We start from the raw sequence: 14182 nt of genomic DNA, 5'->3' as shown, positions 1-14182 counted from the left end.
TCCGGAGGGGCCTATCTTCAAGGAGTGTTTATGTTTGCAGAGCCGACCGTTCGTAACGGCCACGTGTCTCATGGCAGTGACGCATCAGCCTATGTCCGTTTTTACAAATACAGCGACAAGGGCAAGGAGTCAGATTTTGTAGAGATCATCTTTCCGGGAGATGCCCGTACCGAAATGCGCCGGAAGGTGCAGGAAACCGACAAGGTGCGCTGGCCTAACCATTGGGCGGCATACGCTGCCGGGGAACAGTCCAAGGCCACTGGTTACCCCTTGGAGCAATGGCGCGAAGTGGACGAAGCAGTTATCCGAGACCTTAACCACAAGCACATTTACACAGTTGAGCAGCTTGCCAGCGTGAGCGATGCGCATCTATCAAATCTTGGATTGGGCGCGCGTGAATTGGTTGCCAAGGCAAAAGCTTCTGTAGATGTGATGAAGGATACCGAAGCGGTGAGCAAGTACGCAGCGCAGTTCGAGACGATCAAAGGAGAAAACGAGTTATTGCAGCAACAAAACCGCGATCTGGCGGCACGTCTGCAAGCCCTGGAAGAGCGCCTTGACCCGGATAACGGGAAGAAAACCCTCACCCTGCCTAAAAAATGACACTCCTGCAACTTGTTCAGGCCGCTTGCGGCGAGATGGGAATCTCCCGCCCCAATGCCGTTGCGTCGTCAACCGATCCGCAGATCATTCAACTTTATGCGCTGATGAACAAGGTCGGCGGCGACATTATCACCAATGAGAATTGGGAAGGCCTGACCAAGGAGTATCGATTCGACACGGAAGTTATCAGCCTGACCGGCGACATGACTTCCGATTCAGCCGTGATTACCGGGTTGAGCTCCACTACCGGGATTGCGGCTTTAACGTTCATGGCTACGGGCGAGAATATACCAGCCGACACTTACGTTTCCTCGGTGGATTCGTCTACTCAGGTCACGCTGAGCAATCCGGTAACGGACACGGAATCGGGCGTATCTATCACCTTCACGCAGACGAAATACAGCCTGCCGTCAGACTTTGATCGCATGGTGCACCGTACCCAATGGGACAAAACCAACCATTGGGAGTTGATGGGGCCGAAGTCCGCGCAAGAGTGGCAGTACCTCAAGGGCGGGATCGTCGCTACCGGGCCGCGCATCCGCTACCGGATTCTTGGCGGCTATTTGCAGATATGGCCTCCTGCCGCTGAATCACAACTTGGCTTTGAATACGTATCGAATGCCTGGGTAACAGGCTCGAACGGCACGGCTAAAACAGAATTTTCGGATGATGCTGATACGTGCATCTTCCGCGACAGAACAATGATATGCGGGGCAAAGTTCGAGTTCTACAACATCAAGGGATTCGATACGACCAGCCTTTCCCGCGACTATTACATGCAGGTGCAGAAGGAAATGGCGATGGATCATTCAGCGCCTACTTTGAGCCTGTCGAGCAGTAACGCGCCGATGTTCATAAACTCAGGCTCAATCCCGGATTCTGGTTACGGCTCGTGAAACCGATGAGAATGGGGCGCCGGGCGGTGGCTGACGTCAAGTCAATACCCGCGCCGGTCGGAGGATGGAACGCGCGAGATGCTATCTCTGCCATGCCGGAGACTGACGCCGTGCAGATGGAGAACATGTTTCCGAACACCACGGACGTCATGCTCCGCAAGGGTAGCGAGAACCACGTAACCGGCATTACAGGCACGATTGAGACGCTTGCAGCTTATAGCAGTTCCACCGCATCTCAGTTGTTTGGATCGACCGATGCCGCCATTTATAACGTAAGTTCGGCGGGGCCTGTAGGGGCTGCTGTTGTAAGTGCTGGCATTACCTCCGGTCGCTGGCAGCATATAAATTTCGGCGTCCCTGGGGGGGCTCAGTGGCTTTACATGGTCAACGGGATAGATAAGCCGCTGGCCTATGACGGCACGACCTGGACGGCTGTTGATGACTTATCAACTCCAGCCATTACCGGGGTTACCACCACGAGCCTGATCCATATAAACGTATTCAAGCGCCGTATATGGTTTGTCGAAAGGAATTCAACCAAAGCATGGTATCTGGCTACGGATTCAATCGGCGGGGCGGCTACTTCGTTTGACGTGGGGCCGTTATTTACCAATGGCGGCTACCTCATGGCGATGGCGACTTGGAGCCTGGATGCCGGGGAAGGGTTGGACGATCACGCGGTGTTCGTGTCATCCAAGGGTCAGGTGGCGGTATATCAGGGAACTGACCCGGCCAGCGCCAGCACCTTTGCGCTAGTGGGTGTTTTCAATATCGGCTCTCCTGTCGGGCGGCGGTGCTTCATGAAGTTTGGCGGCGATCTGCTGATTGTCACCCGCGATGGTGTAATGCCGATGTCCAAGGCTCTTCTGTCCGACCGGATCAGCAAGCGGATAGCGATTACCGATCAGATTCTTTACGCCATGGCCGACGCTGTAGAGTCATACGGCTCAAATTTCGGCTGGCAGATTCAGCAGTACCCGAACGGCAACATGATCCTCTTGAACGTGCCGGTTTCCACTACTGAGTTCCATCAGTACGTGATGAATACCATCAGCGGCAAGTGGTGCAAATTCACAGGATGGGAAGCAAGTTGTTGGGAGCTATTCAACGATGAAATCTACTTCGGAACCGCCTCAACCGTCAAGAAAGGATGGGCTGGATACAATGATTCAGGGAATAGCATTACTGGCAGCGTTATCCCTGCTTTCTCATATTTTGGCAGCCGCGCTCAGCTAAAACGCTGGACGATGGCAAGGCCCATCATTTCCGCAACCGGAACGCCCGGTATTTTAATGGGAATGAATGTCGATTTCGATACTTCCGACCCGACCGGAGTCCCGACGCTGGCCGCTTCAGGTGGCGCGGTGTGGGATACGGACCTGTGGGATACGGGGATATGGGGCGGCTCTCTCTCCATTCAGAAGGATTGGCAATCTGTCTCAGGCATAGGCTTTGCCGGAAGTTTGCATCTTCAGCTATCAAGCAGGGATTCTAACGTGCGCTGGCAGGCTACGGATTTTGTGTTTGAGAAGGGCGCGACTATCTAATGAAGCGCGTTATCTGTGACGATCCGCAGAGGGTCGCTAAATTCGTATCTGACCAAATGGGGGTCGAGAATGACTGGTCTAGTTACAAGGCTGTGGGGCTAGAGAGCGATGGCGAGATAGTGGTGGGGGTTGTGTATGACAACTACACCGGCACAACCATATTCATGCATATCGCAGCCCTGCCGGGGAAGAAATGGTTAACCCGGAATTTCCTCTGGTTCCTGTTTTATTACCCGTTCGTTCAACTTGGGGTTAAAGCCTTGAGAGGAATGGTTCCTGAATCTAATGCCGAATCATTAAGATTTGCTAGGGGGTTGAAAGGCGCTCATTTGGAAGCACGGTTAAAGGATGCCCATCCAAGCGGAGACATGCTGATCTACTGTTTGCGTAAAGAAGATTGCAAATATCTGGGGATATACCGTAATGCCTAAACCACAAGCTCCAGCTGCACCCGACTACAAGGGCGCAGCCATAGAACAGGGAGCAGCCAATAAAGAGGCTGCGATTGCTTCATCCAAGCTGAGCAACCCGAACATTATTAACCCTTATGGGCGGCAGACCGTCACCTATGACAGCGCGCCCACGTTTGACGAGGCCGGATATAACGCGGCAATGCAGAGGTATCAGTCCTCTCTTGGCGCACAACAGAATGCGAGTCCTCTCGGGAGGTTGTTGGGAGTATCTACTTCCTCCCCTGTAGCCCCTGATCGCAGCGCCTTCATGAGCTCGGGCGATGGACTGACCCCTACGGTTACACAAACCCTGTCACCCGAACAGCAAGCCTTATTCGACCAGTCCAATCGCATCAGTCAAGGTCTGGGCGATCTCGCGGAGGGTGGGATTGACCGGGTTGGCTCGATGCTCGGCACTCAGTTCGATATGTCGAAGATCCCGGATCAGGCCGTAGCAGGTCAGCAGGGATGGGATAACGCCTATAACGCCATTACTCAGCGTAACCAGCCTTTCATGGATCGGCGGCGTGAAATGACTGAAACGCAGTTGTCGAATCAAGGGATATTCCGTGGCTCGGAAGCGCACGGCAACGCGCAGCGGGATTTAGCCACTCAAGAGAACGACTTCAATCTTGGCGCTCAGCAACAGGCCACCGCTCAGCAACAAGCGCAGTTCGGCATGGATACGCAGGCAAGACAAAACGCTATCTCTCAAGAGGCGTTCTTGCGCCAATTGCCGCTGAACGAGATCAATGCTCTCCGCTCGGGAGCGATTATCAACGTGCCTCAGTTCCAGGGATTCCAGGGCCAGCAAATGGCCGCGTCACCGATCATGCAGGCTACCCAAGCGCAGGATCAGGCGAATATGGGGCGGTATAACATTCAGTCAGGGAATGCTAACAATATGATGAGCGGCTTATTCGGGCTAGGCAGTTCGGGAATGATGGCGGCCGGCATGATGGCGATGTGATGAGGGTATTAGCTTTCTCTGGCGGCAAAGACTCAATGGCTTGCCTGCATCTCCTGCGGGGAAGTATTGACTTAGCCATTTATGTGGATACCGGCAAAAGCTATCCGGAGACTCGGCAAATGGTTGAGTACGCTTCCAAAATTGTCCCTGTGATAACGGTAGAGATTAGCCGGGACAGACAGAACGCGGACGAGGGGTTGCCTGCTGATGTGGTACCCATCAATTGGACGAAACTAGGTCAGATGGTGACCGGCAGGAAACCTACCAGAATACAGAGTTACTTGGGCTGTTGTTTCCAGAATATCAGCCTCCCGATCATCATGAAGGCGAAGGAGATTGGAGCAAATGAGATTGTCTACGGGCAGCGCGCCGATGAGGGGCATAAGTCAACCTCTCGTAATGGCGACATAACTGAAGGTATTGTGAGGCTGCAGCCCATAGAGGATTGGACGAGCCAACAGGTTTTAGATTATCTGGCGACAAAGATGGAGGTTCCTGCTCACTACTCGATTAAGCATTCATCTTTGGACTGTTATGACTGTACCGCGTATCGCAAAGAGTCAACGGACAGAGTCGAGTTCACCAGGACAAAATACCCAAAAATGTATGCTGAATATACCGAACGGCTCAATCTCTTGAATGCCGCCCTTGCTGAGTCGATGGAGTAAAAATGGCTATCCAGAACGTATCCACCTTTAGCGATCACAACGCGGAATTAGAGTCGATAAACCGCAACCGCCAGCTTGCCATGATGCTGCAAAACCAGTCCTTGCAGCCTATAGAGCAACAGCAGCAGCCGGGAGTGCTGAACCATCCCACGCAAGGGCTTGCCAAGATGCTGCAAATGTTCGTGGCAACGAAAATGCAGGGGATGGCAGACGAGCGTCACCGCGAACTCACGACGGGCATGAATCAGAAGCTGTCCGAAGGGCTGCAAAACTACCAAAAGACGCTACAGGGAACACCGGGAATACCGGCTCCGGCGGATGAGTTGGGCGGCGGTCCGGCAAAGCCATCAGTACCCGGCGACCGTCAAGCCGCATTCGCTCAACTGCTTGCCTCTGGTCATCCTGTATTGCAACAAATGGGTGTGCAGCAAATCGCCAGCGAGCCGGATCGCCAGATGCGCGCGGAAGAATTTGCGCTACGCAGGGAAGATGCCAGGGACGCTCGCGAGGAACGCAGACAGCAATTTGGCATGATGCTGGCAGACAGGCAGCAGGGCAGGCAGGAACAGGCAGACTTGAGGCGCGAACTGGTTAAATCCGGCGGCGCAGGACAAAGCCCATATTTCCAGCCGGTGCAGACCGGTGAAGGCGTATTTGCCTTTAATGCCCGCACTGGCACAGTTGAGCCGGTTCGAGGCGCTAATGGACAGCCTATTATTGGGGCGCAGGCCGATCCTTCCTTGCAGGGACAAATAGCGGGCGCGAAGACTGGCGGCGAAGCCAGGGCTAAACGCGAATACAACATGACTGGCCTAGGAGACACCATTCAGGAGGCTGAGAGCATTTTGAGCGGAAAGGATGGCGGTCTCCCAACAGGCAGCGGCATAGGAGCGGCAAGGGATGCGGTTGGGGGTTTCTTCGGGGTTAGTACCGAAGGCTCAGTTCAGGCACAAAAGCTAAAAGCAATGTCTGGAGCCTTAACTTCTAAGATGCCGCGCATGGAAGGGCCGCAATCCGATAAAGATGTTCAAATGTACAGGGAAATGGCTGCTGAGATTGGGAACCCCTCTGTTCCTGTTGAGAGGCGTAGGGCGGCTCTTGAGACTGTTAAAAATCTATGGGCAAAGTACGAGCCTGAAGCAAGTAGACCAAAGCCATCCGCATTTGACGCCGAAAAAGAATCTCGCTATCAGGCATGGAAAAAGAGACAAGGTCTATGAGCGAAGAGGAGGAATTCGAGTTTCGGCTCAGGCTGGAACAGGAGCAGGCGACAAAGCCCTCGCCTAAGCCCCAACACGACGCGCTGAAACTTTCCAAACCATCGCTATTCGAGAAAGTGCAAGCGAGCATGCCGGGGCGCGTGCTGCAAGGTGGGCGTGACCAGATCGACGCCGGAGCGCAACTGCTCCCGAGGGCTTTAGAGGCCGTGACCTCTATAGGCGGTCCTAGAGGGATGGAGGCCATGACTTCTATGGGGGGCGCATTGCCCAATCCTATTAGCCGCTTCTTTGGAGAGATGCCTAATCCAGTTAGTGGATTCTTCGGAGACCAAGCGAAGCAGGTAGAAGACCTAAACAGGCAGAACGAGCAGCAGTATCAAGCCGCGAGAACCGCCACCGGACAGGAGGGCTTTGATGGCGCTCGCCTGTTGGGAAATGTCGTGAGCCCTGCAAATGCCGCCGTGGCCGCTGCCCTGCCAATGAGGGCGACCACTCTAGGCGGAAAGGCTCTGTACGGCGCTAAGGTTGGGGCTGTTGGCGGAGCATTGCAGCCTGTGGATAACGCGGACGGTAACTTTTGGGCTAATAAGGCGGCTCAGGCAGGAGTGGGCGCGGCGTTTGGCGCTGCCCTTACTCCCGCCGCAAGCAAACTTGGAGAAACGCTGGCTAAGCGTGTGAGCCGCGCTGATCCGGAGATTGTCGGGGCAAGGGCAGGCCTGGAAACAGATACGGCCATAACCAAGATGCTGGACAGCATTGGTCAGCGTGCCGATGACATTCCGCGAGAGCAGATGGCGGTGCTTCGCCAGCAAGTATCTGAAGCTCTCAAGCAAGGCAACGTCATTGATCCTGCCGCGATACTGAGGAAGCAGGATTTTAACGCCGTTGGGCTTCCTGCGACCGGTGGGCAGATAACCCGCGATGCTACTCAGTTTGCCAGGGAGAGAAACCTTCGGGGCGTGTCTGGCGTTGGCGAGCCGCTCATGCAGCGCTTCGAGCAACAAAACCAAGGGCTGCAAAAGATTGTGGGCGGGTTTGGCGGGAATAAGGCATCAGAGAGCCAGCAGGCAGGACAAGTGCTGGCCGATGCCCTAAGAAAGACTGACGAGTCTCTAAACGCTGGTGTTCGCTCGGCATATAAGGCTGCGCGGGAATCGGCTGGCAAGGATCTTGATGTTCCACTTCAGGGCTTGGCTCAAGATTATGCGAAAGTTCTCGATGACTTTGGAGACAAGGTTCCTAGCGGAGTCCGTAATCAGTTCAAGGCGCTTGGGTTTGAAAGCGGAAGACAGCAGAAGGTATTCTCCATCGAGGATGCCGACAAGATTCTGAAGGTGATAAATGCGAATCACAGCAACGACCCTGCAACCAATAACGCTCTAGGGCAGCTCGGCAAGGCCGTGAAAAGGGCGGTTTCCGATGTGGACGCAACCGGGGGACCGTTCGCCCCGGCAGTCGCTGCGGCGCGTCAACGATTCGCTCTGCATGACGCAATACCGGCTTTGGAAGCCGCCGCAAAAGGTCAGGTATCTCCTGATGACTTCGTTAAAAGGTTCGTCATCAGCGGCAAAACGGAGAATGTTCAAGAACTTGCAAAACTGCTCCAAAAAAGCCCTGAAGCATATGATGAAGCCAGGAACCAAATAGGGGCGCATCTTCAAAGGGCCGCTTTTGGAGAGAACACGGCCGGTGACAAGCTGTTCACCCCGGAGCGGTTCGCAAAGGCATTGCGCGAAATGGGGAGGGACAAGTTGCATGCTTTTTACTCTCCCGAAGAAATAGCAAAGCTGAAAACGGTAAGCAGGGTAGGCGCTTATATTAACAGCCATCCGACCGCATCTCCGGTCAATACGTCAAATACAGCCGGGGCAGTCATGAACCTGATGGGCAACTTGCCGGGAGTGGGCGGGGCTATCTCCCTTGTCAAGTCTGCCAAGGGAATGGTTGATAACCAGCAGGCCCTATCTAGGGCGCTTTCTCAGGAAATACCGGCAAGCAAAGCCAAGCTTACGCCCGAACAGGTACGCGCGGTGTCTCGTATCCTCGGTTTCGTAGGGGCCGGAAGCGGCTCTCTTCCTGCTTCGGAACTCAAATAGCAGTCCGTATAGCAGCACTCCCAATCCTGGAGCGATAAGTTTCAGGAATTCTTCTATTTTTTCACCATTTTGGATGAGATATGGCTCGAAACGGAAACGGCACTTATAGCCTGCCCGCCGGTAATCCGGTTACGTCTGGCGCGGCGATAAGTTCCAGTACGCATAATAACACGATGTCCGACATCGCCACGGCTTTGACGCAAAGCATAGCCAGCGACGGCCAGACCACACCTACCGCAAATCTCCCGATGGGAACTTTCCGGCATACCAATGTCGGGGATGCCTCGGGCCGGACAGATTACGCGGCTGCCGGACAGGTGCAGGACAGTTCTTTGACTTGGGCGGGAACGGCGGGAGGGACGGCTAACGCCATTACCTTGACGCTATCCCCATCCATTACCGCTTATGCCGCCGGACAGTCTTTTACCTACAAATCTGGCGCATCAGCCAATACTGGCGCGATGACCGCAGCTATTAGCGGCTTGGCGACAAAAGCAATTCAGAAGAATGGCGCGGCGCTGGCTTCTGGTGATCACCCTGCAAATATGTGGTTTCGTATTTCCTATGACGGCACGGCGTTTCAGTTGGAGCAATTGTCTCCAACGAGCGCGGAAGTAACCGCATCTCTTGCGCTAAAAGCTAATCTGGCCTCCCCATCCTTTACCGGCACGGTAACGATACCGACGCTCGCGCTTACCACAGACCTTGCCATAGCAAACGGCGGCACCGGCGCAAGCACAGCGGCGGCGGCCTTTGCCGCTCTCAAGCAGGCCGCAACCGAAACCGCGACAGGCGTCGTAGAGCTTGCCACAGGCGCCGAGACTTTGGGTGGCGTAGCTACGGATAAAGCCGTAACTCCCGCATCAATGGCCTACGGGCAAATGCTTGCCGTCAATGGCGAAAAATGGGACGCCGGGCGGTACGAGCAGTGGGGAACGCAAGCGGTAAATACCGATGTTCCTGCCGGTGGATTGGAAGTGGAGATTGTGTTTCCCACCACATTTCCAACCGCTATCTACAACTGCGTCCCAACAATCTATAACTACGCGGCAGGCGGTAAAAACATATTCATGGTGGAGAGTGCTTTAACCACAGCGTCAGTTAAATATTACGTGTTCGAGGGATCTGGAGTCGCTCAATCCAATTGGGGTATCCGCTGGAGGGCAATCGGAAAATGAGATACGCAACATTCAAAGAAGACGGGCGGCTGAAGGCACGGTACGACGATGCTTTTAACGTGATACCGGACGGGGCTATCCCGTTATCGCCTGAGATAGTGGAATTGATGGCGCAGACGACCGAGGGTTATTGGGAGTTGATCAACGGCGTTGTGACGCACACCGTCCCGCCGCCGCCTCAGTTGCCGATCAATCCTGTTCCGACATCAATCTCAATGCGCCAGGCACGGCTCGCGCTTCTGCAATCCGGCCTACTCGGACAAGTAGACGCAAGTATCGCTGCAATGCCGGAAGCGTCCCGTATCGAGTGGGCTTTCGCGGCAACGGTCGAGCGATCGCATCAACTCGTCGCAGCGCTCGCCGCTGACCTGCCGCTTACCAGTCAGCAGTTGGACGATCTATTTACCTTGGGCGCGTCCCTGTGATCGCGCCACATTTCTCGTGGCAAGGAAAAGACTGGCTCGATCAACCTCTGCATTTCAGCGCCGGAGCGGGCGCCACGCTGCTGATCATGATGCTACTGCCCGCGCTCGTTGCGTTCCTGATCGTCCTGAGCTTCGCGGCATGGCGTGAGTATAAACAGCATCCGGAAGTCATCTTCGATCTTGACCTGCTATTCGTATTCCTCGGCGTTGTTTTCGCCATTTTCGTAACGTTTATTTAGGAGTCTGAAATGACGATGTACCAGCGCAAAAAATTAAAAGAGTACGCGGACAAATTCAACGAAATGAACACTGAGGCAGAGAACGGGGCCGACTCATTGCTGGACAAACTGAAGGCGTCGAAATGGACAGCTGCGATTCTCGGCGGCGCCGGGGCGATCATCATCGTTGCGATCATGCTCAAGATCGTTTTCTGAGGGAATTATGGGCGAAATAAATATCTGGATGTGGATCGCTGGCCAGTTGATAGCAGGTGCTGCGATATGGGGCGGAATACGGGCCGATATACGCGGCATGCACATCCGGCTTGAGCACGCGGAGAAATCCGCTGTTGAGGCGCATAACCGCATCGATCGGTTATTGGAGCGAGAACATTAATGGACACATCTAAACCGGCAAGCAAGAGTAAAACTTTGTGGTTTAACCTGATTGGCGCCGTATTTGTAACGCTGGAAGCCTTCACGGGCGCGCTACACGGTGTCATGTCCGACACGGCATATTTTGCATTACTCGCTGTATCGATCGGCGGTAATGCCGCATTGCGTTATTTCACTAGCCAAGCGATAGGGAAAACGAATGATTAAACCACGCTCCGCTATCGCTGGCTTGGTGCTCGCCGCATCAACCCTTGTCGGGATAGGTGTTCACGAGGGTTATGTCGAGGTTGCCGCGCCTCCTGTCGCGGGCGATGTGCCTACCAATGGATTCGGCTCTACCGAAGGCGTCAAGCTCGGAGATAAGACTACACCAGTTCGCGCCATGGTTCGCCTCCTCGAGGAGATTGAGGGCGTCTACGCGGCTGGCGTTAAATCATGCGTCACAGTTCCTTTATATCAATGGGAGTTCGCCAGTTTCGTGAGCCTGGCGTACAACATTGGCGTTCACGCTTTCTGCAATTCGACTCTCGTTCGCAAATTGAACGCGAGCGACTATGACGGAGCGTGCAAAGAAATTCTGCGCTGGGACAAATTCAAGGGAAAGCCATTGCGTGGCCTGACCATTCGGCGCGAGGCCGAATACAAGCAGTGCATGGGACTGGCGTGACCTACCACTACGACTACCGCAACGGCCGGGTAACGCTCAACTGGTTGACTCCTACGGTTGCGCTGGTCCGCATCCATGATGATGCAGAGAGAGTGCCGGGGCCGTATAACTGCGTTGTTACCGTCTTGGTGCAAAACGGAGTCTATGAGTTGATGGGGCTCTGCGGCAAGAGACCAACCCTATCCGAGTTCAAGCATTTTTATGCTTACCTTCACTCTCTCGGACTCAAAGGCGGGCATCGTCGGGCCAAACCAGGCAAACAGGTTTATGCGGTCGAAACTGCCTAAAATCTATGCGATTTTAAAGCCCTACAATCGATTTAAATCAGTGGGTTGAGGGGTAGATAAGGGATGAAAATATGCCATTTTTTGTAACTTACATCATTTTGCCAATTGTCATATTGCTTGCTGGATTCGGCGGCGGCTGGACAGTTCACGGCTGGAAAACTGACGCGCAAATTACCAAGATGGAAGAGCGCGTGAGGATTGCTGATGCAGCGAATGCGAAATGTGCTACCGACATTGGCACGGTTCAGGCCGGGGTAAAAGAAGTCACTGGCGCGCTGGTCGCGAAGGAGAAAGCAGCTGCTGCCGCAATGAAAGACGCTCAGTATTGGGCAGCACAGCACTCAAGGCTCGCGGAAGAGGTTAATACCTATCAGGCTCGCCCGGGTGAGACTCAGTGCCAAACAATTGAAAGGGAGCAGAAAGAATATGTTCAGAATCGCAGTTCTTAGCCTGGCTCTGGCCGGATGCGCCGGAAAGCCAGTGATTGAGACTAAGGTTATTGACAAGCTTGTGCCGGTACATTGTAAAGTTGAGATGCCGGCGGAGTGCAGGGACTCGTACGCAGTAGACCGTGTTTCGCCGGCTGATGATGCTCTGACGATCAACAGGGCGCTGCGTGCTGAAATAGAAGAACGGTGGGCATGCGAGATTAAGTTACGGGCGGCTGTGAAGGGGTGTAATCAGGGTTTGCCGGAGGCGGCAAAGTGATCGAAAAACCATATTCATGACGTCATTAAAATGGTGCGGATTATTTTGCCATTCAATTGCGTATTTGGCGGTTTATTGCTTTTGTGGCATCTTGTAAGTCTCTGATATTGTTGATTTCCTTGATATTAAACCGATAGAAAGAGTAACTCATAATCCCTTGGTCGCTGGTTCGAGTCCAGCCAGACCCACCAAAAAATAAAGGGGTTGCAAGTTAATTCTTGTAACCCCTTTTTATTTGTTGGTAAATGTAACCTGTTTGTAACCCTTTTAGCTTGATAAGCTGCTGAACGCACATGAGTGGCCTACTCGGAAGTAGACGGCCGTGTTGGCTCAGGAGCATATTTAAAAATCTTCCCCCTCTCGTTTTCCGCATCTCACAGGCCACGGCAACCGCTTAAGGCTTTCCTGTCATGGCCTGTGATCCGCAAGCGCTACTTGCGGCAGCGGCACTTGAATTCACTTCAATTCGGCCGTAACTCCAGTGCTTCCCGCGCCAATCCGCCCCAACACTACCAGCCTGATTGATGCCGGTTTCTCGCCGGATGAGATTGCGCCGCGCTTTGGAGTCTCGCCCCTGACCGCCACACGTTACCTGAAATTGAGCAATGTTTCGCCAAAGATTTTCGGACTGTAGCGGAAGGAGAAATCAACTTCGAGCAGATATCCGCCCTTGCGCTGACTGACGATCGCGAATTGCAGAAGCGGCTGTGGGACACCTGAAAGCGGAAGGTTATGCATGGATACAGGTTCGAACTCAATTCGACTATTCCGATTGGGCTTAATTTGGACGTGTAAGGACGGTCAAGCGAGAGCTCACCGAAGAGGAACATGCCAGAATGGATGCACTGACCAGAAGATCGTCTGGCTCAAGTAGTTCTACTGGTAATTCTGCTAGTTGTGAATGTTCAAACCCAGAGTATTTGGTCATGAGTAAACCCAAGAGATTGCAATGAATGCCTGCAACTTAGCCGGCTCCCTGAGCTTTAAGGTATGAACTGGACGCTGGCACGTTGAACCACCCCGACAGCAGGTCATTTTCAATGTAACGAAGACAAAGGCGGCGGTGAAACTGGCCACCCTGGAATGGGTATCGTGGTTTAACTATCAATGTCTGCTCGAACCCTAGTAATTCTCCTGCTGACCCCAGCCGTAACTCGGTTGCTCTTACATTCGGCAAGCACATACTGGTCATTCATTGGTTTAAATCCCCTCGTCATATAGCCGCAACGATGAGTTGCCAAGTCACCGGTCCAAACTGGAATCCATGGTGATGCTTGCCATGGGATGGTAGTTCATATCCTTTTTCGACTGCTATTTCACGTCCACATCCATTGCATCTATAAATTCCCGAAGCGATAGCGATGGCGCCAGGAGCGCTCTTCAGATCGAAAAGGGGCTGACTGGATTGAATGAGAAAGCTCTGGTCTTGATATAACGCCATTGCGGTCATTAGCTCAGCTGTGTAAGCAGTTATCACAATAGTATCGACTGGAACTAATTGCTATTGGACTGAAGTACACCCGAGAATCAGCTAGGAGACTAACTGAGCCCTCTGGGCGTCTATGGCTAATTTATTTCCGTTCTGGAGATATGAAGGGTAGCAGGAGCTTGATCTAAATCTACTGCAGGGCTTCTGGTAGAGTCTAGCAGCAGATTTATAGCCATTTTTTACCTTTTTTTACGGTTTATGAAATGAAAGGGAGGAGCGCGGTCTGGAGATGTTAGGTCCAGACTTTCTAGGCCCCCTCCCCTCATTGGATTGAGGTTGCGATGGGATCCTGAATGACCTGGAGCACTGCAATTCGCCAAATCATTACAGCCTCAATATATGGCATTAAGTGCTACCTATCG

At 53.4% G+C, this 14182-nt stretch carries 18 protein-coding genes; all 18 read left to right on the top strand.

Annotation, left to right across the window (positions count from 1 at the left end):
• The first annotated feature begins 30 nt into the window (after window positions 1–30).
• Window positions 31–603 carry a hypothetical protein gene (locus BMX66_RS05105; RefSeq protein WP_090878964.1) on the top strand — a complete coding sequence of 191 codons (573 nt, stop codon included), beginning with the start codon at window positions 31–33 and terminating at the stop codon, window positions 601–603.
• Complete coding sequence (locus BMX66_RS05100) at window positions 600–1499, top strand: hypothetical protein (protein ID WP_090878963.1); 900 nt, start codon at window positions 600–602, stop codon at window positions 1497–1499. Before BMX66_RS05105 ends, BMX66_RS05100 begins: the two co-directional genes overlap by 4 nt.
• A complete protein-coding gene (locus tag BMX66_RS05095; RefSeq protein ID WP_143058199.1) occupies window positions 1496–3046 on the top strand; it encodes a hypothetical protein in 1551 nt (516 codons plus the stop codon). The genes BMX66_RS05100 and BMX66_RS05095 overlap by 4 nt, the downstream gene beginning before the upstream one ends.
• Complete coding sequence (locus BMX66_RS05090; protein ID WP_090878959.1) at window positions 3046–3477, top strand: hypothetical protein; 432 nt, start codon at window positions 3046–3048, stop codon at window positions 3475–3477. Before BMX66_RS05095 ends, BMX66_RS05090 begins: the two co-directional genes overlap by 1 nt.
• Window positions 3470–4468: a hypothetical protein gene (locus tag BMX66_RS05085; protein WP_090878957.1), complete on the top strand. Its 999-nt coding sequence runs from the start codon at window positions 3470–3472 to the stop codon at window positions 4466–4468. Before BMX66_RS05090 ends, BMX66_RS05085 begins: the two co-directional genes overlap by 8 nt.
• Window positions 4468–5136: a phosphoadenosine phosphosulfate reductase domain-containing protein gene (locus tag BMX66_RS05080; protein WP_090878955.1), complete on the top strand. Its 669-nt coding sequence runs from the start codon at window positions 4468–4470 to the stop codon at window positions 5134–5136. The genes BMX66_RS05085 and BMX66_RS05080 overlap by 1 nt, the downstream gene beginning before the upstream one ends.
• A gap of 2 nt (window positions 5137–5138) precedes the next feature.
• Window positions 5139–6356: a hypothetical protein gene (locus BMX66_RS05075; RefSeq protein WP_090878953.1), complete on the top strand. Its 1218-nt coding sequence runs from the start codon at window positions 5139–5141 to the stop codon at window positions 6354–6356.
• Window positions 6353–8452, top strand: coding sequence for a hypothetical protein (locus BMX66_RS05070; RefSeq protein WP_090878951.1), 2100 nt, complete (start codon window positions 6353–6355; stop codon window positions 8450–8452). Before BMX66_RS05075 ends, BMX66_RS05070 begins: the two co-directional genes overlap by 4 nt.
• An 80-nt stretch (window positions 8453–8532) precedes the next feature.
• Window positions 8533–9630 carry a gp53-like domain-containing protein gene (locus BMX66_RS05065; protein ID WP_090878948.1) on the top strand — a complete coding sequence of 366 codons (1098 nt, stop codon included), beginning with the start codon at window positions 8533–8535 and terminating at the stop codon, window positions 9628–9630.
• On the top strand, window positions 9627–10055 hold the full coding sequence (locus BMX66_RS05060; RefSeq protein ID WP_090878946.1) for a hypothetical protein: 429 nt from the start codon (window positions 9627–9629) through the stop codon (window positions 10053–10055). Before BMX66_RS05065 ends, BMX66_RS05060 begins: the two co-directional genes overlap by 4 nt.
• A complete protein-coding gene (locus tag BMX66_RS05055; protein ID WP_090878944.1) occupies window positions 10052–10294 on the top strand; it encodes a hypothetical protein in 243 nt (80 codons plus the stop codon). The genes BMX66_RS05060 and BMX66_RS05055 overlap by 4 nt, the downstream gene beginning before the upstream one ends.
• Before the next feature lie 9 nt (window positions 10295–10303).
• Window positions 10304–10489: a hypothetical protein gene (locus BMX66_RS05050; RefSeq protein WP_143058198.1), complete on the top strand. Its 186-nt coding sequence runs from the start codon at window positions 10304–10306 to the stop codon at window positions 10487–10489.
• A 7-nt stretch (window positions 10490–10496) separates the two neighbouring features.
• The gene (locus tag BMX66_RS15585) at window positions 10497–10670 is read left to right on the top strand and encodes a hypothetical protein (protein WP_158593385.1); all 174 of its coding nucleotides are present in this window, start codon (window positions 10497–10499) and stop codon (window positions 10668–10670) included.
• Window positions 10670–10876 (top strand): hypothetical protein, encoded by a 207-nt coding sequence (locus BMX66_RS05045; protein WP_090878938.1) that lies wholly within the window; start codon window positions 10670–10672, stop codon window positions 10874–10876. Before BMX66_RS15585 ends, BMX66_RS05045 begins: the two co-directional genes overlap by 1 nt.
• On the top strand, window positions 10869–11336 hold the full coding sequence (locus BMX66_RS05040; RefSeq protein WP_090878936.1) for a lysozyme: 468 nt from the start codon (window positions 10869–10871) through the stop codon (window positions 11334–11336). Before BMX66_RS05045 ends, BMX66_RS05040 begins: the two co-directional genes overlap by 8 nt.
• Window positions 11333–11623, top strand: a complete 291-nt coding sequence (locus tag BMX66_RS05035; protein WP_090878934.1) for a hypothetical protein — start codon at window positions 11333–11335, stop codon at window positions 11621–11623. The genes BMX66_RS05040 and BMX66_RS05035 overlap by 4 nt, the downstream gene beginning before the upstream one ends.
• 71 nt (window positions 11624–11694) lie before the next feature.
• On the top strand, window positions 11695–12072 hold the full coding sequence (locus BMX66_RS05030) for a hypothetical protein (protein WP_090878932.1): 378 nt from the start codon (window positions 11695–11697) through the stop codon (window positions 12070–12072).
• A gap of 740 nt (window positions 12073–12812) precedes the next feature.
• Complete coding sequence (locus tag BMX66_RS15580) at window positions 12813–12965, top strand: hypothetical protein (protein ID WP_177168728.1); 153 nt, start codon at window positions 12813–12815, stop codon at window positions 12963–12965.
• Window positions 12966–14182: the final 1217 nt, after the last annotated feature.

It is taken from the genome of Nitrosovibrio sp. Nv6, assembly GCF_900110495.1.
In the GTDB taxonomy this organism is placed as follows: Bacteria; Pseudomonadota; Gammaproteobacteria; order Burkholderiales; family Nitrosomonadaceae; genus Nitrosospira.
Note: the sequence above shows the minus strand (reverse complement) of the source record. Positions and strands in the feature narration are given on the sequence as shown.

Coding starts and splice junctions, on each gene's coding strand:
- BMX66_RS05045 (WP_090878938.1), top strand. CDS start 10,670: ATGGACACATCTAAACCGGCAAGCAAGAGTAAAACTTTGTGGTTTAAC.
- BMX66_RS05070 (WP_090878951.1), top strand. CDS start 6,353: ATGAGCGAAGAGGAGGAATTCGAGTTTCGGCTCAGGCTGGAACAGGAG.
- BMX66_RS05100 (WP_090878963.1), top strand. CDS start 600: ATGACACTCCTGCAACTTGTTCAGGCCGCTTGCGGCGAGATGGGAATC.
- BMX66_RS05040 (WP_090878936.1), top strand. CDS start 10,869: ATGATTAAACCACGCTCCGCTATCGCTGGCTTGGTGCTCGCCGCATCA.
- BMX66_RS05075 (WP_090878953.1), top strand. CDS start 5,139: ATGGCTATCCAGAACGTATCCACCTTTAGCGATCACAACGCGGAATTA.
- BMX66_RS15585 (WP_158593385.1), top strand. CDS start 10,497: ATGGGCGAAATAAATATCTGGATGTGGATCGCTGGCCAGTTGATAGCA.
- BMX66_RS05060 (WP_090878946.1), top strand. CDS start 9,627: ATGAGATACGCAACATTCAAAGAAGACGGGCGGCTGAAGGCACGGTAC.
- BMX66_RS05030 (WP_090878932.1), top strand. CDS start 11,695: ATGCCATTTTTTGTAACTTACATCATTTTGCCAATTGTCATATTGCTT.
- BMX66_RS05085 (WP_090878957.1), top strand. CDS start 3,470: ATGCCTAAACCACAAGCTCCAGCTGCACCCGACTACAAGGGCGCAGCC.
- BMX66_RS05105 (WP_090878964.1), top strand. CDS start 31: ATGTTTGCAGAGCCGACCGTTCGTAACGGCCACGTGTCTCATGGCAGT.
- BMX66_RS05050 (WP_143058198.1), top strand. CDS start 10,304: ATGACGATGTACCAGCGCAAAAAATTAAAAGAGTACGCGGACAAATTC.
- BMX66_RS05080 (WP_090878955.1), top strand. CDS start 4,468: ATGAGGGTATTAGCTTTCTCTGGCGGCAAAGACTCAATGGCTTGCCTG.
- BMX66_RS05065 (WP_090878948.1), top strand. CDS start 8,533: ATGGCTCGAAACGGAAACGGCACTTATAGCCTGCCCGCCGGTAATCCG.
- BMX66_RS05090 (WP_090878959.1), top strand. CDS start 3,046: ATGAAGCGCGTTATCTGTGACGATCCGCAGAGGGTCGCTAAATTCGTA.